Here is a 19,342-nt window from a genome sequence, read left to right as displayed (position 1 = left end):
GCCGATGAAGAAGATTGCAAGCAGACTGCGCAACTGGCTGGAGTTCCCGGTTCTGCTGGCCGGGCTGGTCATTGCCGGCGGGCTGTGGGGGTTCGAAGAACTGATGGAGCTGGCGCGGGCGACCACGCCGCATGCCTTCGACACCGAAATCCTGCTTGCCTTCCGCAAGGCCGGCCAGCCTGACAATCCGATCGGACCGGCGTGGCTGGAAGGAGCGATGCGCGACGTCACCAGCCTTGGCAGCGCCAGCGTGCTGGTGCTGATCACGGCAGCAATGATCGTCTATCTGCTCCTTATCCGCAGGCCAGGCGCGGCGCTTCTCATGTTCGTCGCGGTGGCGGGCGGCCAGCTCCTGTCAAGCGTGCTGAAATTCGATATCGACCGGCCGCGCCCCGATCTGGTCTCGCATCTCGCCGATGTGGCATCGCTTTCGTTTCCGAGCGGCCACGCCATGCTGTCGGCGGTGACGTATTTGACGCTGGGCAGCATGGCGGCACGGTTTTTGCCCGGGCGCATAACGAAGATCTATGTACTCGTGCTGGCGGTGCTGACGACGGTGGTCGTCGGCATCAGCCGCATCTATCTCGGCGTCCACTGGCCGTCCGACGTGCTGGCCGGCTGGTGCGCCGGCTTTGCCTGGGCGATGCTGTGCTGGCTGGCGGCACGATTGCTGCAGCGATGGCTAGGGCGGGCCGACGGCACCTGACGTCGGCCGGACTACTTCAAATCAGCCTGTTGATCAGGCCATGTCCGCAGCCTGCCAGCAGGAAAACCATCGACAGCAAGACTGTCGAGGTCGCCAACGCTTTGAATGTCTTCACCTGCTCATCCTTTTTAAGGTCGTACCTGTGAAATCGGTACCGCAATGGATGTCCCGCCTAACGATGTCGAGGTTTGTAGCATGCCAGCGCACCGGCTGGCAAAGACTGTTGCATGTTTCACATATGCAAGATGATGTTTGACCCATCATCATGAAGGTATTATACGTGATACTGCAGAACTCAGACGGGGTTTTGACCGATGATCACTGCCGCGCAGATGCGTGCCGCGAGGGCGCTGGCCGGCATCGATCAGAAGACCCTCGCCGAGCGCGCCGGGGTTTCGCTTCCAACCATTCAGCGCATGGAAGCGAGCGACGGCGTGGTCCGGGGCGTGGTCGATACGCTGATGAAGGTCATCCAGGCCCTTGAAGAGGCCGGGGTCGAGCTGATCGGCGAGAACCAGGCGAGCGAGCGTGGCGGCAGGGGCGTTCGCCTCAAGCCTGTCACGCCGCAGAACCCGCAAGGCTGACGCTACTGCCGCATCGCCGAAAATCAAATTCGATTTTCGGATAGTCCGATGCGCGGGTCAAAAGTGTTGGGGCGTATCTGTGCGCCTACTTGGACGCACGCGCTCCAAGTCGCGACGGCGACCGCCGACAGTCCTGCCGACGATCCCGCCGCTCCTTGGTTTCATGCGGAAGGCACTCGATGGATCAGACGCAGCGGGCAGTGCATCAACCGGCGCGGCCGACATTTTCCGAACTGTTCACCCCGAAGCTGGTGACGGTGCTGCGCGAGGGCTACACGCTCACGCATTTCAAGGCGGATGCCATCGCCGGGCTGACTGTCGCCATCGTTGCGCTGCCGTTGTCGATGGCAATTGCCATTGCTTCAGGCGTGACGCCGGAGCGCGGGCTCTACACCTCGATCATTGGCGGCTTCCTGGTCTCGGCGCTTGGCGGCAGCCGTTTCCAGATCGGCGGCCCGGCCGGCGCCTTCATTGTGCTTGTGGCGGCGACGGTGGCGCGGGTTGGCGTCGACGGCTTGCTGCTGGCGACGATGATGGCCGGCGTGTTCCTGCTTGCCATCGGCTATCTCAGACTTGGCACCTACATCAAATTCATCCCCTACCCGGTGACCGTCGGCTTCACCGCCGGCATCGCTGTCATCATCTTCTCCGGCCAGATCGTGGAACTGTTCGGGCTGAAGCTCGCCGGCAAGGAGCCAGGGCCGCTGGTGCCGAAGCTGATGGCCATCGGCGAAGCGGCCGGAACAATCAACCTCGCCGCAACTGCGGTGGCGGCACTGACCATCATCACCATTGCGACGTTGAGGCGGTTTCGGCCGAAGTGGCCGGCTATGCTGATTGCCATCGGACTGGCATCCCTCGTCGTCGCATTGCTCGCCATGCCGGCCGAGACGATCGGCACGCGCTTCGGCGGCATCCCGCGCAGCCTGCAATGGCCGGCCTTCCCGCCGCTCAGCCTCGACAGGATAATCGACGTGCTGCCGGACGCTATCGCCTTTGCGCTGCTCGGGGCGATCGAATCGCTGCTGTCGGCCGTCGTCGCCGACGGCATGACCGGAAGGCGGCATCGCTCCAATTGCGAGTTGGTGGCGCAAGGCTTCGCCAATATCGCCTCCGCCTTGTTCGGCGGCATATGCACCACTGGCACCATTGCCCGCACCGCGACCAATGTACGGGCCGGCGCGCATGGACCGGTCTCAGGCATGATGCACTCGGCCATCCTGCTTGCTCTGATGCTGGTGGCGGCACCGCTGGCCAGCTATATCCCGCTTGCAGCACTTGCCGGCGTGCTGGCGGTGGTGTGCTGGAACATGTTCGAGAAACAGGCCTTCGCCACCTTGCTGCGCGCCTCGCGCGGCGATGCGCTGGTACTGATGGCGACGTTCCTGATCGTCATCTTCCGCGACCTGACCGAAGGCATCGTCGTCGGCTTCGCGCTAGGCTCGATCCTGTTCATCGACCGCATGGCCAAGAGCATCGCGGTGGAGGCGGACCATCAATCCCTGGTGCAGGAAGACGTCGCCGACCGAGCCAGCGCTTATGATTCCAGCGAGGCGAGCGATGCCGACACCGTGGTCTACCGGATATCGGGCGCCTTTTTCTTCGGCGCCGCCTCGACCGTCGGCACGGTGCTGGACCGCATCGCCGACCAGCGCAAGAACTTCATCCTCGACTGTTCGGCGGTGCCGTTCTTCGATTCGACGGCGGCCAATGTCATCGAGGGCGCGGCCCACAAGGCCAAGCGCGCCGGCGTTCGCTTTATTATCTCAGGCGCTTCACCGCAGACACGCCGCATGCTGATCAACCACGGTGTCAAGCGGCCGCTGGTGACTTATGCCGCATCGATCACGGATGCGCGGGCGCAGCTGAAGAAAGCCGCGCCCGCCGCCTGAGCTGGCAACTGCCGGCTTAGTCGAGGCCCAACGCTGAGACCTCGCCCTCGTTCATCAGCGGCACGAAGATTGTCGACTTGCCATCTGTGCCGATATCGGCGCTGCCCGGCTTGAACGTCGCAACCACTTGCGGCGTACCGCCGGCTTTGTAGCGGTAGAGCGTGCCGGTCATATAGGCAGTGGCGTAGATGCTGCCGCCGATGGCAACGACGCCATCGAGGTTGGCAAAGTTTTCCGCGCCAGCCAGAGGCGAAACGGCCTTGGTGGCGAGATCGACCGAGAGCAGGCCGCCCGGCTCCGCGGTGCTGAAGTCGGGCTTGATGCCCTTGCCCCACGAAGCGACGATCAGCCGGCCGCCATCGGCGAAGATGCCATTCGGCGAAGCGAGCGCCGCATCCTTGATGAACAGTTCGAGCCGGTCGCCGTCGATGCGATAGATCGTATCGGCAAGCATATCCGTGACGTAGACCTTGCCGGATGCATCAGCGGTCATGTCGTTGAGAAAGACAGCGTTCGGCACGTCGATCGTCGACGCTAGCTTGCCGCTTTGGAGATCGACGACGCGCACATGGGTGATGTCGGCGACGTAGAGTTTGCCGCCGGCAATCGCCATGCCCTTGGGCGCGTCCATGCCGTCGGTCCAGTGTTGCGTGACCAGCTTGCCGTCCATCGACAGAACCGACAGATAGCCGTTGCCGTCGGCTTCGCCGGGATTGCCGACGATGTTCGAGACGATAACGCGCTGGCCGGCGGCGTCGAACAGCGCCGATTCAGGTTGCTCGAGGCCGCCGGCGCGCCAGAGTTCAGCGGCCTGAACTGCCGGCGCAGTCGCGATGCCGACGATGGCGAGAAGTATCGGTGTGAAGAGGCTTTTCATGGCTAGTCTCCTGTAATGGACTGGCGGAGAGCTAGGCTTTTCGATACTTTTCGGGAAGATCTATCGGGCCTAGTACCGAAGGTTGATACCAAATCGTGCAAAAGAGGTGCATCCCATGAACGGCCTGATCTTCGACGCGCTGAAGCGGACGCTGAAGGCCAAGGGCGTGACCTACCGCGTCCTTGCCGAGCGAATGGGCGTTTCCGAGCCGACGGTGAAGCGCATTTTCCACGAGCGCAACTGCAAGCTCGACCGGCTGATGGAGATCTGCGCTGCCGCCGGCGTGGAGTTGGAGAACGTGCTCGGCTCTATGAACAGAGGACCAGGACCTGCCAACCACATGGCGCCGGAGATCGAGCGCAAGCTCGCCGGCCAGCCGGCACTGCTGTTCATCTTCGTCATGCTTTCGGAAAAATTTACGCCCGAAGGCATCATGCGCTCACAGGGGTTGAGCGAGGCTTCGATGTTCCTCTATCTGCGAGACCTCGAGGAGTTGGGGCTGGTCGCGCTCGGTCGCGGCCTGTCGGCCAGGCTGCTGGTCGAGACGCCAATCCAGTGGAATTTCGACGGGCCATTGCGGCCACTGTTCGAGGTGACCAACAAGAACTTCATCGGCTGGGCCATTACGCATCTGGAGCGCGAGGCGACATTCGTCAGCTTCTCCAGGCGGATGCGGCCCGAGACGGCGGAAATGGTCAGGCGGGAGGCGGAGGAACTGGCCGAGCGCGCCAAATTGCTTGCGCATCACGATCAGCACACGACGCCGGAAGACGGGTTGATCGGCTACAAATGGACCTTCGCTTTCGGCGCGACGCCATTCCCGGCGATCATGCCGATTGGACCGCATCCGCGCGACGCCGGCGCGCGGACACCCGGCCGGGCCGCCGCAAAGACACGACGGCCGCTGCCGGCCTAGCCGCCACTCTGAACCCTTGTTTCGGCGTTGGTAATCCTGGGGTTGTCGTCTCAAATCATCTGCCGGTAGTCGAAACCATATTCGAGGGTCGGCTTGACGATGCGGAAATAGGGCGACAGGTCGAAGTCGCGCGGCGTGTCGAGCGAGTGATGGCGGATGTGCAGGATTTCCTTGCGCGAATAGCGTCCGACGGCGTGTAAGGCTCGTAGCCGGACGATTCCTCCTGCAGCAGGCCGGCAAGCCAGCGGCCAAGTCGGTCCAGAAGCGTGTCGCCGGGCTCGGTCATGCCAGACGGCGATTACCACAGGGCGGCAAATTACACCATGATCAGCCCACGCCAGGCGCGCCGGCGTCTTCGTGCGATACCGCTGTGAGATCGTCGCGCACCTTGCGGGCAAGCTTCCTTGTCGAGCGCTTCGGACGGTCGCCGAAAAGCTCGGCCGCCTCGGCGAGGCAGGTTTTTTTCAGGCTCTTTTCCGAGCGCTTCAGCAGCTTGGCAAGCAACCGCGTGTCCTCAGGGGGACCGAGCGGCTGGTCCTCGGCATCGAGAAGCGCGCGCATGACGAACACGTCGTGCAGTTCGCCGAGCCGCTCGCCCAATTCATCGACGGCCTTGCGCCGCGCCTTGATCGGCGTCGGCCACAGCCGGCCGAGCAGCGACAGGTGCATGCCATGCGTCTTGGCCGCCTTGCGCAGGTCGTGAAAGTCATCGGCTTCGCCGCGCGAAGCCGCCTTGTCCAGCGCTTTCCTGGCGCGGCGCAAAGTGGCGCGCGCGCCTTCGGCGAGCACGTCGGCAGCCTGCTCCGGCTGGTCGGGCAGAGCGAGCTTGTCGATCCGGCCGACACCTTCCTCGCAAGCGGCGATCGCCGCGCCTATCGCAGCATCGAGGCCCGCTCCGCCATGCAGTTCATGCAGGCGCGCGACGAGCCGGTCGCGAACGGCATCGAGGCCACCGCCGGCACTTTGCTCGGGAAAGCTTGCCGCTAGCCGGTCGATTGTTTCCACCAGTGCGGTCGCCTCGCGCGGGCCGGCAAGCAGGGCCGCCACCTGGCGGTAGCATTGATTCTCAGTCACGCAGAATGTTTCGTCTCCGGAACGGACAAGGCGCAGCAAGGCGCGGACGTTCTTCAGCCGTTTGCGACAGTTGTGCAGCCCCTGTTCGGGCCTGTCACGCGCGGCGTCCAGATGGACAAGCGCCTTGCCGATCTCCTCGGCGAGAATGCGTCTGATCTCGCCGGTCAGCGACATGTGCGGATCGATACGAAAGCTCATGCGACGATCTCCGCAATCCCCCCAAGGGCGAGCGACGCGTTGTAAAATCTCGGCTCGCCGGTGACTTCACGGCCGAGCCAATCTGGCAGCATTTCGTCCGGTACATCCTCCGGCGTCTCGAGCTCGGCGATCACCAACCCCGCAAGCGTCCCGCCGAAGACATCGACTTCGTAGAGATAGCCGCGGTGTCTAACATGATGGCGTGTCTTCTCGATGACATGTCCGATGGCAAAGGCCTGCATCTCCTGCGCCTCCACCAAAGGCACCGGATATTCGAATTCATCGCGCTGGCGTGCCTGGCTGCCGAACTTGAGCGTCAGCTTGGCGACGGCATCATTGCTGATGCGCACACGCACCGTACGGCTGGGTTCGGCGACAAGGTAGAATTGACGGATGTGAATGTCCGCCTCGACCATTGCCCGCCATTCCTCACCTGAGACCAGGAATTTACGCTCGATTTCCTTGCCCATGGCCATGCACTAGAGCGCGCACGGCCAGAGTTGGCAAGCCGCTTGATCGCAGTTGACTTTAATCATTCGATTGATTAAATTGTCGATGATGATCAAATCGCCCAGCACCAGCAGCCTTCCTCATGAGGCACCCAAAACCGCCGCAGATATGACGCGGACGGCACTCGTGCGCGCGGCGCTGAAGCTGTTCGGACGCCAAGGTTTCGACGGCACGTCGACGCGCCAGATCGCGGCTGAGGCCAAGGCCAATATCGGCTCGATCGCCTATCATTTCGGCGGCAAGGAAGGGCTCCGCAACGCGGCGGCCGACTACATCGTCGACACCATCCAGACCGTTGCCGGCCAGGCGATCGGCAATCTGCAGGCGCCGGTCGCGGCATTGGCGGACACCGAGGCCGCGCGGGCACATTTAGCCGTCGCACTGGAGCGCATGGTCGCCTTCATCGCGGCAAGGCCGGAAGCAGGCGAGATTGTACAGTTCGTCCTGCGCGAGCTGTCGCATCCTACCGCGGCCCTCGACCGTATCTATGACGGCGTGTTCGAACCGGCGCATCGCCGGCTCTGCCTCATCTGGGAACAGGCGACGGGCGAGCCGGCCGAGAGCGAGCGCACAAAACTCACCGTATTCACGCTGATCGGCCAGGTCGTCTATTTCCGCATCGGCCGCGAGGCGGTTATGCGCCGGATGGGCTGGCGCAAGATCGGCGATGATGAGGCCGGCAAGATCGCGGCAACAATAACCGACAATCTCAGCGCGATTTTAGCTCGGCGCGATTTGGCTGTCCGGAAGGATCGTGGATCATGAGCCTGCTCTGTTCTTTGCCGCTTGCCGCCCAGCTTTTCAGCGCCTGCGCGCCGGCAGCACCGCTCGCCGTCGGCTACGTCGAGGGCGACTACGTCCTGCTCGCGCCGATCGAGGTGGCGCAGGTCGAGACGATTGCGGTCAAGCGCGGCGACCGCGTCACGCCCGGCACGCCGGTGGTGACGTTGGAAAACGCCGACGCCAAGATCGCCATCGCACAAGCCGAGGCGGCCCTTGCGCAGGCCCAGGCGCAACTTGCTGACCTGCAGGTCGGCAAGCGGCCGGAAGAGATTGCGGTGCTCAAGGCGCAGGTCGACATGGCCAAGGCGCAAGCCGCCGACGCCAAACGCCGTTACATCCGCGCCAGCGATCTGTTCAAACGCGGCACCGGCACGCAGGCCGACTACGACACGGCTTCCGCGACGCTGGAGACGGCCAACGCGCAGGTCGGCCAGGCGGAGGCCAATCTCGCCGTCGGCGGGCTGCCGGCACGGCCCGAGACGATCAAGGCTGCCGACAATCAGGTCAGGCAGGCGCAGTCGGCGCTGGAGCAAGCGCAATGGCGGCTGTCGAAGCGCGTGCTGACGGCACCCTCGCCCGGCCGGGTCAACGATGTCATCCGCTATCCAGGCGACACGGCCGGGCCGACCGCGCCGGTCATCTCCATACTGCCGGATGGCGCGGTGAAGCTCAGCGTCTATGTGCCGGAAAGCGCGTTCTCCTCGGTCGATGTCGGCACGCTGCTCAATGTCCATTGCGACGGTTGCGGAGCGGGCGTGAAGGCTCGCGTCAGCTACGTGTCACCGGATCCGGAATTCACGCCGCCGGTGATCTACTCGCTCGAGACCCGGCAAAAGCTGGTCTATCTGGTCGAAGCGCGGCCGGAGGGCGACGCCAGCGCATTGCAGCCCGGGCAGATCGTCGACGTCGACCTGGCGGACATCGGAAAATGAACGTCATCGACGTGCATGGCCTGGTCAAGCGCTTCGGTGACAAGACCGTCGTCGACCATGTGACGATGACGGTGGCCGAGGGCGAGATCGTCGGCTTCCTCGGGCCGAACGGCTCAGGCAAGACGACGACCATCCGCATCATGTGCGGCTTGCTGACGCCGGATGAGGGCGAAGGCACGGTTCTGGGCTTCGACATTCGCACCGACAGCCTGCGGATCAAGCGCGAAGTCGGCTACATGACACAGAGATTCTCGTTCTACGAAGACCTCACGATCGGCGAGAATCTCGAATTCGTGGCACGGCTTTACCGGCTGAAGCCGCTCGACGGGCATGTGGCTAAGACGCTTGAGGAGCTCGGCCTGACATCGCGCAAGAACCAGCTGGCCGGTACGCTGTCCGGCGGCTGGAAGCAGCGGCTGGCGCTGGCCGCCTGCATCATGCACAAGCCGAAACTACTGCTGCTCGACGAGCCGACGGCGGGCGTCGACCCGAAGGCCAGACGCGAATTCTGGGACGAGATCCACCGGCTGGCGAGCGGCGGCCTGACCGTGCTGGTCTCCACCCATTACATGGACGAAGCCGAGCGCTGCCACCGCATCAGCTACATCTCCTACGGCAAGATGCTGGCCACTGGGACGGTCGAGGACGTGGTGAGGAATGCCGGGCTGACCACCTTCGTCCTGCAAGGGCCACGGCTCGATCAGGTCGCGGCCGCACTTCATGGCCGCGACGGCGTCGACCAGGTGGCGCCGTTCGGGGCGACGCTGCATGTCGTCGGTTCCGACAGGAAGGCGCTTCAGGCAGCGCTCGCCGATGTCGAGAAGGAGCACAAGGGCGTCACGGTGTCGCCCGGCGAGACCAGCCTGGAGGATGTGTTCATCCAGTTCATGTCCGGTTCGAAGGACAACATGGGATGAAGAACGGGATAAACAGCATCTTTTCCTTCGCCAGGCTAGGCGCGCTGCTGATCAAGGAGTTCATCCAGATGCGGCGCGACCGCATCACCTTCGCCATGATGCTCGGCGTGCCGCTGATGCAGCTGGTGCTGTTCGGCTATGCCATCAACAACGATCCGAAGAGCCTGCCGGCAGCGCTGGTGGCGATGAGCAGCGATCCTTACACGCGGGCCATGGTTGCGGCGCTGCAGACCACCGGCTATTACCGCTTCGACCATGTTGCGCAAAGTGCCGCCGAAGCCGAATTCCTGATGGCGCGCGGCGATGTCGCCTTCGTCGTAACCATTCCCGCCGATTTTGCCCGACGGGTCGAGCGCGGCGACAGCCCGCAGATCCTGATCGAGGCGGATGCAACCGACCCGGCCGTCGCCAGCGGCGCCATCTCGACGCTCGGCACCGTCGCCAACCAGGCGCTGCTCAGGGCACGCGGCATGCAGGAGACGGCGGCCGAAGCTGCCCGGGGCCAGCTCCAGGTGGTGGTGCACCGACGCTACAATCCGGAAGCCGTCTCGCAGTACAACATCGTGCCCGGTCTGCTCGGCGTCATCCTGCAGATGACGATGGTGATGATGACCTCGATCGCGCTGACGCGCGAGACCGAGCGCGGCACGATGGAGAACCTTCTGGCGATGCCGTCCAGCCCGCTCGAGATCATGCTGGGCAAGGTGCTGCCCTATCTGGCGGTAGGCGCCGTGCAGGTGGTGGTGGTGCTGGCGGCCTCGAAGCTTCTGTTTGCCATACCCTTCACCGGATCTATGTCGCTGCTGTTGACGGCGGTCCTGATCTTCGTCTTGGCGCTGGTGCTGCTCGGCTACACGATTTCGACGATCGCCCGCACGCAGATGCAGGCCCTGCAGCTCACCTTCTTTTTCTTCCTGCCGTCGATCATGCTGTCCGGCTTCATGTTCCCCTATCGCGGCATGCCGGACTGGGCGCAAGTTTTCGGCGAAGTGCTGCCGCTGACGCATTTCCTGCGCATTATCCGCGCGGTGATGCTGAAGGGCGCCGAGCTGCCGGCAGTGGCAACGGAGATCGGCTGGCTGGTGGTGTTCGTGGCGCTGTTCGCCGGCATTGCGCTGGTGCGGTTCCGCCGGACGCTGGATTAGGGTCGACGCAATCAGCTTGCGCAAATGATCGAGAATCACACGGCCTTGGCCTGGCCCGGGACCGGTGTCAATTCAGGTGCATTGAGCCCTTCGAAGGGATCGCGCCAAGCATCGATTTCTTCAAGCTGCCGATACCAGCGGCCGACAGAGGGATAATCATCGAGAGGCAATCGGGCGACGTCGTTGAAGGGCAGAAACGTCGCCATTCGAAAGTCGGCGTAGGAAACCGAATTTCCGACCAGCCATTCTCGCTGGGAAAGCTCCGCATCAAGTATTGCAGCGGCGGTACTGAAGTCCCTCAGGCCCTCCTCAACCCGTGCCTGATCGATCGGGCCGAGCCCATAGCGCTGTTTGGTCCCGCGTTCGAAATGAACTACATCGCAGGCTCTTGCGAAGTTCTCTTTGCCCCAACTCAGCCATCGGATCATCTCCGGCTCGTCGTCGCCGGCGCGCCAGAAATGCGAATGCGTGTCGCGTGAAAGCCGGCAGGCTATGGCATCGGCCTCCCAGAGGCTTTTTCCCAAGTCCACAAGGATGGGCAATGAAAGATTTGGATTGAGCGGCCGAAAGCGCTCGGCCTGCCCCGGAGCGAAGGGGGAGGCGAATTCAAACTCGACCTTGGCATTGAGATAACGTGCCACGGCGACCGCGAGGCGAGGATTGGGATTGCGGCTGAAGAACAGTTTCATTGATCTCAGTCCTTGAATGGGACCGGTTCGACCGGACGCAACGGAGGCTCGAGCGCCTCGAACCGGCACATGACCTGCAAACTGGTTGCTATCTTAGCTGGCAGCAATGATCTCGGCATAGGTGCTGAAATCGACATTGCCGCCGGACAGCACCACGGCCACGCATTTCCCGGTAAGGTCGATCTCGCCTGACGACAGCGCGGCCAAACCGACGCAGCCGCCAGGTTCGACCACCAGCTTCAGGCAAGCCATCGCGTCGCGCATCGCCTGGGCCACCGCCCGGTCGGAAACGGCGATGGCGCCGGCAAGGTTCTTGCGGTTGATCTCGAAAGTGATGGCACCCGGCTCGGCGACGAGAAGGGCATCGCAGATCGAGGTGTGGCCGGGCGCGTTCGACACCCTGGCGCCTTGGATCAGCGAGCGGCGTGTGTCGTCGAAATGCTCGGGTTCCACGGCCCAGACGGCGGTGTCCGGCGAGGCGTCCTTGACCGCGATCGAAATGCCGCTGCTCAACCCGCCGCCGCCGCAGGGAACCACTACCGCATCGAGGCTGACGCCAAGCGCTTTTGCTTGGCGCATCAATTCGAGGCCGATCGTGCCCTGGCCGGCGATGATGGCCGGATCGTCGTAGGGCGGCACCAGGACCATGCCCTTTTCCACGTAAGAACGGACAACGGCAGTGCGATCGTCACGGACCCGGTCGAAGGTGATCACTTCGGCGCCCATCTTCCTGACATTGCCGACTTTCATCGCCGGCGCATCGGCAGGCATGGCGATGATGGCCTTGACGCCGAACATCGCCGCTGCGGCGGCAACGCCTTGCGCGTGATTACCCGACGAGAAGGCGACGATGCCGCGGGCGCGTTCTTCCGCCGAGAGCGAGGAGAGCTTGTTATATGCACCGCGGAACTTGAACGAGCCGGTGCGCTGCAACGTCTCCGGCTTGAACAGGATCCTGGCGCCGAAGCGCTTGTTCAACTCCGGCGATTCGATCAGCGGCGTTTCGACGATCAGTCCGGACAATCGCGCTGCTGCGCTGTGAATATCGGCGATGCCGGGAGGGATGGTCATGGCTGGGGTCCTGCAAGAAATGAGACCGCCTATGGTGCACGGAAAGGGAGGCCGCGCACCAATGAAAAAATGTGACCGTTACAATTCGACTTGGAGGCAGGAGTGGGGCGTGACTGTCACCCACCGCCGCCTCCACCCTCCGCTATGCATTCGTCACTTCAATCGACAAATCGTTGCCTGACCCGGCATTGCCGGCCGCTCCTCATCCCAACAGCGTCTTTTGCCGTTTGGGGCCGCCCATCTTGCGCCAGGTGTTGAAGCGATGGGTGGCAGCAGCGAAGGAGATCTTCATCTGCTGAGCAACCGAATAGCGCGACTTACCCTCGTCGAACAGGCGATAGCAGCACTCGACGCCCTCCTCGGTCAACTTGCCGTCGGGAGCTTTGTTGTGCGGATTGGCGGGATCGAATTTTTCGACCTGCTGCTCGACCAGCCCTTTCAGGCGCTGCAAGTCCGCCTCGATGTTAGCGATCAGGTCGAGAACCGGCTTGGGGTCAAACGGCTGCTGTTGCTCCGGCATCTGCGGGTTCCTTTCTCTTGGTTCAGATTCGATTATATAGGTGAACGTTCGCCGATAGCAAACGGTGCCTCGTTCGGTTTCGACGTCGATACTTTTGAGCAGATGAATGGAGCGGGCGCGATTGACCGAGGATGTGCGAAGCTCTAGTTTAGAACTATTCTAAACTGGGGTGAATTTCTCATGCTTTCCCGCGTTTTCGGCTTCGGCCGCCGTCCGTTTGAATCTCTCTCGGAGCAGGAGATCCTGGCGCTCGCAATCTCCTCCGAGGAGGATGACGGGCGCATCTATCGCGCCTATGCCGACGGGCTGGCGGAAAGCTTTCCGCAATCGGCCAAAGTGTTCGAGGAGATGGCGGAGGAAGAGGACGGCCATCGCGACGCGCTGATCGAGCTTTACCGCAAGCGTTTCGGCGAGCGCATACCGCTGATCCGGCGCGAGCATGTGAAGGGTTATTACGAGCGCAAGCCGGACTGGCTGGTGAGGCCGCTCGGTATCGATCATGTGCGCAGCCAAGCCGAGGCCATGGAGCGGCAGGCCTACCTGTTCTATATCGAGGCGGCCAAACGCACAGGCGATGCCTCGACGAGAAAGTTGCTCGACGATCTGGCGGTGGCCGAACAGGGCCACGAGACACTGGCGCAGCGGCTGGAGCAAAAGCATATATCGGGCGCGGTCAAGGACGAAGAGGCGGCAGCCGAGCAACGTCAGTTCATCCTGACTTACGTGCAGCCCGGGCTGGCCGGGCTGATGGATGGCTCGGTGTCGACGCTGGCGCCGATCTTTGCCGCGGCCTTTGCCACACACGACACGTTCCAGACCTTTCTGGTCGGGCTTGCCGCCTCGATCGGCGCCGGTATCTCGATGGGATTCACCGAAGTGGCCTCCGACGACGGCAAGCTATCCGGCCGCGGCTCGCCGGTAAAACGCGGGCTGACCGTCGGCGTCATGACGACGCTGGGCGGGCTCGGGCACGCGCTGCCCTATCTCATCCCGCTTTTCTGGACGGCGACGATCGTCGCCGCGATCGTGGTGTTCTTCGAACTTTGGACGATCGCCTTCGTACAGAACCGCTACATGCAGACGCCATTCTGGCGCGCCGCCTTCCAGGTGGTGCTGGGCGGCGCGCTGGTGTTTGCGGCAGGGGTGCTGATCGGGAATGCATAGCAGTCGCTACCCATTCACCGCCCGGCTGTCTGCTGGCGCCTCGGCGCGTTCGGTCAGGCCGTAGTCGCGCATGACATGGGCGATGCGCAAACGGTAGCCGGCAAAGATGCCGCCGCGCCCAGCCCTCTGCGCCTGCCGATGTTCCTGCGTGTTGCGCCAGGCCTTCACCGCATCCTCGTCGCGCCAGAAGGACAGCGACAGGATGCGGTTCGGATCGGCAAGGCTCTGGAAGCGCTCGATCGACAGGAAACCGTCGATGCCGTCGAGCAGTGGGCGCAGATCGGCGGCGATGCCGAGATAGGCATCGCGCATGCCCGCCGCCGGCTCGACCTCGAAGATGACGGCGATCATGGCTTCACCAAAGAAGCATGTGGCCCGGACGCCAGCTTGAGGAAGACGCGGTCCTCCTTCAGGATAAATTTTTCCCGCCGGGCGAACTCGTAATTCGCCTTGCCGGCGGGATCGGCGGCGAGCCGGGCGCGGTAGGCTTCGTAGGCCGCAAGACTGTCGATGTTATAGGCGGCATAAGCCGTAGTGGCCGAGCCTTCGTGCGGCGCGAAATAGCCGATCAGATCGGCGCCGCAGCGCGGGATCGCCTGCCCCCAATTGCGTGCATATTCCTCGAACGCCGCCTTGCCGAACGGATCGATCTCGTAGCGGATGAAGCAGGTGATGGTCATTTTCGCCTCCTTGGCGGTGGATGTTTTCTGGCGGTCACAGTTCGAGCCGGGTCGAAACGTTCCGAAGATCGATATGCCAGGCAAATTCGCTGAACGGTCAGGTTTGCCAGAAGGATTTCGCGCATTCGCGGCGGACGTCTTCGGGTGTCAGGCCAAGGTCACGCAGCAGATGATCGTCGATCTCGGCGAGGTCGAGACGCTGCAAATGACGGTCGTACCACCGCTTCAGGAGCCGCAGCCGCCGCAGGCGGCGCAAGACAATGAACGGGAACGGCCGGCGAGCAGGCGCGGCGCCGAGAATGGTCCTTGCAGGCATTGTCGTCTCCTTGATTTGCATCGAGATTAATGCTTGTCTGACGAGGATGCTTCGATGAGGAACGAACCATGCGCGAAGGACCTGACATAGCCCGCATTGCCAGCCTGGTGGGCGATCCGGCGCGGGCAAACATGCTGTCCGCACTGATGGGCGGCACGGCACTGACGGCGAGTGAACTGGCACTCGAGGCCGGCGTGTCGCTTCCGACAGCGAGTTCCCATCTGTCGAAGCTGATGGAAGGCGGGCTGCTGACGCTGGCAAGCCAGGGACGGCATCGCTACTACGGCCTCGCCGGCCCGCAGGTAGCAGGCATGATTGAGGCGATCACCGGTGTTGCCGCCGCGGTCGGGCCGCAACGAGTGCGGCCTGGCCCACGCGACGCCGCCATGCGCGTGGCGCGGGTCTGCTACGACCACCTAGCCGGCGACCAGGCGGTGGCGATGCTGGACCGTCTCGTCGCCCGACAAGTGCTCCTGCGCAATGATGAGGAGATCCGGCTTGGGCCGTCGGCCGCCTCGCATTTCGCCGCGATCGGCATCGATGTCGAGGGCAAGGCGCGGCGACCGGTGTGCCGGGCCTGCCTCGACTGGAGCGTGCGGCGTTCGCACCTCGCCGGCACGCTGGGCGCCGCCATTCTCGATAAGATCCTCGCCGAGAAATGGGCGCGGCGCGAGAAGGACAGCCGTGCGGTGATCTTCTCGCCGACAGGCAAGCAGGCATTCGAGAAGACGTTTCTCGCCTGATGGCTCGCTTCGACGCACCAGAACGGCCCGTCGTCTCCACGGAAACGCCGAACCGCTCTATCTTTTTTGTTTTGACGCAATTCCGGACGGAAAATCGTTCCACGCACTTTTTCCTGGAATTGCTCTAGCCGCGCTTGAGCGGCTTGGCCTGCTTGAAAAAATCCTCCCAGGGATCGGCTTGCCCAAGCCGCTTCAGCGTCGTCTTGTCGCCGATCGGAAAGGCGTTCGGCGGCAATCCGGCCTCGATTTCCGCCCAGGTCACCGGCATTGATACCGTGGCGCCTTTCTTGGCGCGCGACGAATAGGGCGCGACCGTGGTCGCGCCACGGCCATTGCGCAGATAATCGACGAATATCCTGCCGGTGCGCGCCTTCTTCGACAACGTCGCCGTGTAGCGGTCGGGTGCGGCTTGCTCGAGCGCTCGGGCGAACTCATGGGCGAAGCCTTTGACCTCGTCCCAGTCCGCCGACGGCTTCAGCGGGACGAGGACATGATAGCCCTTGCCGCCCGAGGTCTTGACGAAATTAGGCAGGGACAGTTCGTCGAGCCGGCTGCGGATATCGAGCGCCGCGGCACGCACCGCCTTCACGTCGACACCCTCGTCGGGATCGAGATCGAAGATGATCTGGTCTGGTTTTTCCAGCTCGTCCGTGGTCGAGCCCCAGATGTGGATCTCGACGACGCCAAGTTGAACAAGGGCCACGACACCGTCGAAATCGCGGATGAACAATATCTCCTCGCCGTCGGTGGGATCCTTCATCACGGCGATCTTGTCGTGCATGCCGGCCGAGGCATGCTTCTGGAAGAACCGTTGGCCGCCAACACCGTCCGGCGCCCGCACGAGGCTGAGCGGCCGGTTGATGACGAATTGCTTCATGCGCGGCCAGACCAGCGCGTAGTGATCGACCAGATCCTGCTTCGATACGTCCTCCTCGGGCCACAGAAGCTTGTCGGGGCGGGACAGCGTAACCGAGGTTTTCGCGGTGGCCGCGGGTTTGGCGGGCTTTGGCTTCGACTCTGCCGGGGCTGAGCGTGCTTTCGGTTTCTCCTGCACGACTTCCTCCGCCGGCTTGTCCTCGCGCAATCCCTGGAACGACGCGTGGCGTATTATACGGTCCGACGTCCAACTGCGAAACTCCACTTCGCCGACAAGTTCGGGCTTGACCCAGACCAGCCCCTTGCCCCTTGGCACCGCCCTGTCGAAGGGCGAGGTTGTCGTCTTCAGCGCATCAAGCCTCTTCTTCAGCTCGTTGGTGCTTTTGGCCGTGAAGCCGGTGCCGACGCGGCCGGCATAGCGCAGCTTGCCGCCCTCGTGATAGCCGACCAGCAGCGAGCGCAGGCCGCGCCCGGTCTTGTCCGACGGCATGTAGCCGCCGATGACGAATTCCTGGCGCGCCGTACATTTCGACTTCACCCAGGACGGGACACGGCCGCTGCGGTAGGGCGCGTCGGCGCGCTTGGAGACGACGCCTTCGAGCCCCAGCCGGCAAGCATGCTCCAGCATGATCTTGCCGGGTTCGGCAAAGTGGTCGCTGAAGCGCACGGCCCGATCCTCGGTCTGTCCGGCGAGCAAAGTGCGCAGCCTTTCCTTGCGCTCGACCAGCGGTTCGGAACGGATATCCTCACCGTTAAGACGCAGCAGGTCGAAAACGTAGTAGATGAAACGATCCGTGCGGCCTGCCGACAGATCTTGCTGCAGCAGCGAGAATGACGACACGCCATTATCCGCCAGCACGACGATTTCGCCGTCGATGATAGCATCGGTGCATTTCAGGCCGCCAAGTGCCGCGACAATTGCGCCACCGAACTTGTCGGTCCAGTCGAGGCCGGCGCGTGTCAAAAGCCGAACCTCGGTGCCGGCAAGCTGCGCCTGCATGCGATAGCCGTCGAACTTCACCTCATGCAGCCAGTCCTTGCCGGGCGGGGCGTCCCGCTCCAGCGTTGCGAGCGCCGGTTCGATGAATTCGAGCCGCCTTGCCGCGACGGCCTTCGCTTTGCTGGCGGCCGGCCTGTCGGACTGCCAGACGCTTGGCTTCTTGCCGTCGGCGGTCTTGCCTTCGCCGACCTCCTCGATGGTCAGGCCGGATTTCACCGATTGCGGCGCCTCCTGCAAAATGTCCTCGCCCGGACGCGCGGCGGCATCGTCGGATTTGATCAGCAACCAGTTGTCACGCTTTTCGCTCGGACGCGGCTTCAGCCGCACCAGATGCCAGGCGCCATGCAATTTGTGGCCATGCAGTTCGAAACTGATATGGCCTTTCTTCATCGCTTTTGCCGGGTCGCCATCGGGGACCCAAGTTCCCTCGTCCCAGACAATGACCGAGCCGCCGCCATATTGGTCCTTCGGGATAGTGCCTTCAAACGGCGCATAGTCGATCGGGTGGTCCTCGACATGCACGGCGAGCCGCTTTTCGTGCGGGTCGAGGCTCGGGCCCCGCGTCACTGCCCAGCTCCACAGCACGCCGCCATGCTCGAGACGAAGGTCGTAGTGGAGCCTGGTGGCGGCATGCTTGTGGATGACGAAGATGCCACCTGGCTCGGCTTTCTTGCCGCGCGAAACCTTGCCGGCCGGTTCGGTGGTCTTCTTGAAATTGCGCTTGGCGTGATACTGCTCGAGGCTGACCATGGTCTGATCCTAAGCAGATTCGCGCCGAGCGGCTTTGGACTTGGCGCCCTTTGCCGGGCGTCCGGTCTTTGCCGGCGCACCGGCTTCCGACGAAAGGCTCTTCTTCAGTGCATCGAAGAGATTGACGACGTTGGAGGGCCGTGGTTCCGCCTTTGTCTTCGGTGCCTTCCTGCCGGCCTTCTTGGCGCGGACCAGCTCGATCAGGGCGTTTTCGTATTTGTCCTCGAATTCGGAAGGATCGAACTTCGCCTGTTTCTCATCGACGATGTGTTCGGCCAGCCTGATCATTTCGGCGTCGGTCTTCACCGGCTTGATGTCGCCGAACACCATCTCGGGCCTGCGAACCGTATCGCCATAGCGCAGGGTCGTCAGCAGCAGACCCTTGCCCAACGGCTCGATGACCACCGGACGTTCACGGCGATAGAGCACGATACGGGCCAGCCCCGCCGTCTTCTTGGCGGCCATGGCGTCGCGGATGACGGCGAAGGCCTCTTCCGAGACCTCGTCCGCAGGCGTCACATAATAGGGCGTATCGAGATAGATCTGCTGGATCGAGGATTTTTCGATGAAACCATCGAGGCTCATCGTGTGCGAGGATTCGATCTGCACGGCTTCGATCTCCTCCTCCTCGATTTGGACGAAGTCGCCGTCGCCGATCTCGTAGCCCTTGATCTCGTCCCCTTCATCGAGCGGCTTGCCGTTTGCCGAATCGACATAGACGCGCTTGACGGTATTGCCGGTCTTGCGGTTGAGCACGCGGAACGAGACTTTCTCCGCCTGGGTCACGACATTGGTCAGTTCGACGGCGCAAGTGACCAGCGAAAGCTTGAGATATCCTCTCCAGGCGGGGCGCGGCGCCATGACAAACTCCCTGCGCGACAAGGTTCAACCGAGAACGGCGTTCAACCGAGAACGGCCAAAGCCCGTTCCGGTTCCGGCGGCGCAAAAAGGCAAGTCCGGGCTTTCGGCCCGGCCTTGCCTTGAACTCAATTCTCTATC

At 63.1% G+C, this 19,342-nt stretch carries 21 protein-coding genes and 1 pseudogene; 10 read left to right on the top strand and 12 right to left on the bottom strand.

The window, feature by feature from the left end:
* Positions 1 to 4: 4 nt before the first annotated feature.
* The 3 genes from NKH17_RS16190 to NKH17_RS16180 all read left to right on the top strand — a co-directional run bounded on the left by NKH17_RS16190 (position 5) and on the right by NKH17_RS16180 (position 3,182).
* Positions 5 to 706, top strand: a complete 702-nt coding sequence (locus NKH17_RS16190) for a phosphatase PAP2 family protein (RefSeq protein WP_352900179.1) — start codon at positions 5 to 7, stop codon at positions 704 to 706.
* Between the two features lie 314 nt (positions 707 to 1,020).
* A complete protein-coding gene (locus tag NKH17_RS16185) occupies positions 1,021 to 1,290 on the top strand; it encodes a helix-turn-helix domain-containing protein (protein ID WP_292656925.1) in 270 nt (89 codons plus the stop codon).
* A 179-nt stretch (positions 1,291 to 1,469) separates the two neighbouring features.
* Entirely contained in the window at positions 1,470 to 3,182 is a 1,713-nt protein-coding gene (locus NKH17_RS16180; RefSeq protein WP_352476868.1) for a SulP family inorganic anion transporter, read from the top strand.
* A 16-nt stretch (positions 3,183 to 3,198) separates the two neighbouring features.
* On the opposite strand, the gene NKH17_RS16175 is transcribed toward NKH17_RS16180, so the two are convergent.
* Positions 3,199 to 4,059, bottom strand: coding sequence for an SMP-30/gluconolactonase/LRE family protein (locus NKH17_RS16175; RefSeq protein WP_352900184.1), 861 nt, complete (start codon positions 4,057 to 4,059; stop codon positions 3,199 to 3,201).
* A gap of 115 nt (positions 4,060 to 4,174) precedes the next feature.
* Here NKH17_RS16175 and NKH17_RS16170 point away from each other — a divergent pair, with 115 nt between their 5' ends.
* Positions 4,175 to 4,975, top strand: a complete 801-nt coding sequence (locus tag NKH17_RS16170; protein ID WP_352900187.1) for a helix-turn-helix domain-containing protein — start codon at positions 4,175 to 4,177, stop codon at positions 4,973 to 4,975.
* 50 nt (positions 4,976 to 5,025) lie between these two features.
* On the opposite strand, the pseudogene NKH17_RS16165 reads toward NKH17_RS16170, so the two are convergent.
* The 3 genes and pseudogenes from NKH17_RS16165 to NKH17_RS16155 all read right to left on the bottom strand — a co-directional run.
* Positions 5,026 to 5,169 (bottom strand): annotated as a pseudogene (locus NKH17_RS16165) (lipo-like protein); the annotation flags it as partial.
* Between the two features lie 133 nt (positions 5,170 to 5,302).
* Positions 5,303 to 6,247, bottom strand: coding sequence for a CHAD domain-containing protein (locus NKH17_RS16160; RefSeq protein ID WP_352971387.1), 945 nt, complete (start codon positions 6,245 to 6,247; stop codon positions 5,303 to 5,305).
* Positions 6,244 to 6,717 (bottom strand): CYTH domain-containing protein, encoded by a 474-nt coding sequence (locus NKH17_RS16155; protein ID WP_352877547.1) that lies wholly within the window; start codon positions 6,715 to 6,717, stop codon positions 6,244 to 6,246. The genes NKH17_RS16160 and NKH17_RS16155 overlap by 4 nt, the downstream gene beginning before the upstream one ends.
* An 88-nt stretch (positions 6,718 to 6,805) precedes the next feature.
* Here NKH17_RS16155 and NKH17_RS16150 point away from each other — a divergent pair, with 88 nt between their 5' ends.
* From NKH17_RS16150 to NKH17_RS16135, 4 genes are read left to right on the top strand one after another with little or no spacing between them, the layout of a single operon-like run.
* Positions 6,806 to 7,522: a CerR family C-terminal domain-containing protein gene (locus NKH17_RS16150; protein WP_352900255.1), complete on the top strand. Its 717-nt coding sequence runs from the start codon at positions 6,806 to 6,808 to the stop codon at positions 7,520 to 7,522.
* Positions 7,519 to 8,472 (top strand): HlyD family secretion protein, encoded by a 954-nt coding sequence (locus NKH17_RS16145; protein WP_352648437.1) that lies wholly within the window; start codon positions 7,519 to 7,521, stop codon positions 8,470 to 8,472. Before NKH17_RS16150 ends, NKH17_RS16145 begins: the two co-directional genes overlap by 4 nt.
* Complete coding sequence (locus NKH17_RS16140; RefSeq protein ID WP_352648439.1) at positions 8,469 to 9,389, top strand: ABC transporter ATP-binding protein; 921 nt, start codon at positions 8,469 to 8,471, stop codon at positions 9,387 to 9,389. Before NKH17_RS16145 ends, NKH17_RS16140 begins: the two co-directional genes overlap by 4 nt.
* 8 nt (positions 9,390 to 9,397) lie before the next feature.
* A complete protein-coding gene (locus tag NKH17_RS16135; protein ID WP_352648607.1) occupies positions 9,398 to 10,534 on the top strand; it encodes an ABC transporter permease in 1,137 nt (378 codons plus the stop codon).
* A 35-nt stretch (positions 10,535 to 10,569) separates the two neighbouring features.
* Here NKH17_RS16135 and NKH17_RS16130 read toward each other — a convergent pair whose 3' ends face one another.
* From NKH17_RS16130 to NKH17_RS16120, 3 genes are all read right to left on the bottom strand, one after another.
* On the bottom strand, positions 10,570 to 11,223 hold the full coding sequence (locus NKH17_RS16130) for a glutathione S-transferase family protein (RefSeq protein WP_254818026.1): 654 nt from the start codon (positions 11,221 to 11,223) through the stop codon (positions 10,570 to 10,572).
* Between the two features lie 93 nt (positions 11,224 to 11,316).
* A complete protein-coding gene (locus NKH17_RS16125) occupies positions 11,317 to 12,294 on the bottom strand; it encodes a threonine/serine dehydratase family protein (RefSeq protein ID WP_254818025.1) in 978 nt (325 codons plus the stop codon).
* A gap of 202 nt (positions 12,295 to 12,496) precedes the next feature.
* On the bottom strand, positions 12,497 to 12,814 hold the full coding sequence (locus NKH17_RS16120) for a hypothetical protein (RefSeq protein WP_254818024.1): 318 nt from the start codon (positions 12,812 to 12,814) through the stop codon (positions 12,497 to 12,499).
* A gap of 180 nt (positions 12,815 to 12,994) precedes the next feature.
* On the opposite strand from NKH17_RS16120, the gene mbfA reads away from it, so the two are divergent.
* Positions 12,995 to 13,978, top strand: a complete 984-nt coding sequence (gene mbfA / locus NKH17_RS16115; protein ID WP_352476817.1) for an iron exporter MbfA — start codon at positions 12,995 to 12,997, stop codon at positions 13,976 to 13,978.
* Positions 13,979 to 13,984: 6 nt separating this feature from the next.
* Here mbfA and NKH17_RS16110 read toward each other — a convergent pair whose 3' ends face one another.
* The 3 genes from NKH17_RS16110 to NKH17_RS16100 all read right to left on the bottom strand — a co-directional run bounded on the left by NKH17_RS16110 (position 13,985) and on the right by NKH17_RS16100 (position 14,974).
* Complete coding sequence (locus tag NKH17_RS16110; RefSeq protein WP_254818022.1) at positions 13,985 to 14,329, bottom strand: antibiotic biosynthesis monooxygenase family protein; 345 nt, start codon at positions 14,327 to 14,329, stop codon at positions 13,985 to 13,987.
* Complete coding sequence (locus NKH17_RS16105) at positions 14,326 to 14,658, bottom strand: NIPSNAP family protein (RefSeq protein WP_352476818.1); 333 nt, start codon at positions 14,656 to 14,658, stop codon at positions 14,326 to 14,328. The genes NKH17_RS16110 and NKH17_RS16105 overlap by 4 nt, the downstream gene beginning before the upstream one ends.
* Positions 14,659 to 14,755: 97 nt before the next feature.
* Positions 14,756 to 14,974: a DUF1127 domain-containing protein gene (locus tag NKH17_RS16100; protein WP_352476819.1), complete on the bottom strand. Its 219-nt coding sequence runs from the start codon at positions 14,972 to 14,974 to the stop codon at positions 14,756 to 14,758.
* A 68-nt stretch (positions 14,975 to 15,042) separates the two neighbouring features.
* On the opposite strand from NKH17_RS16100, the gene NKH17_RS16095 reads away from it, so the two are divergent.
* Complete coding sequence (locus NKH17_RS16095; RefSeq protein WP_352476820.1) at positions 15,043 to 15,717, top strand: ArsR/SmtB family transcription factor; 675 nt, start codon at positions 15,043 to 15,045, stop codon at positions 15,715 to 15,717.
* Between the two features lie 124 nt (positions 15,718 to 15,841).
* Here NKH17_RS16095 and ligD read toward each other — a convergent pair whose 3' ends face one another.
* Positions 15,842 to 18,343, bottom strand: a complete 2,502-nt coding sequence (ligD, locus tag NKH17_RS16090; protein WP_352900196.1) for a DNA ligase D — start codon at positions 18,341 to 18,343, stop codon at positions 15,842 to 15,844.
* A gap of 9 nt (positions 18,344 to 18,352) precedes the next feature.
* Positions 18,353 to 19,204, bottom strand: coding sequence for a non-homologous end joining protein Ku (ku, locus tag NKH17_RS16085; RefSeq protein ID WP_352476822.1), 852 nt, complete (start codon positions 19,202 to 19,204; stop codon positions 18,353 to 18,355).
* Positions 19,205 to 19,342 lie beyond the last annotated feature (138 nt).

The sequence above is a fragment of the Mesorhizobium sp. M1334 genome (assembly GCF_040317995.1).
GTDB lineage: Bacteria > Pseudomonadota > Alphaproteobacteria > Rhizobiales > Rhizobiaceae > Mesorhizobium.
This window is presented reverse-complemented; position numbering and strand designations above follow the sequence as displayed.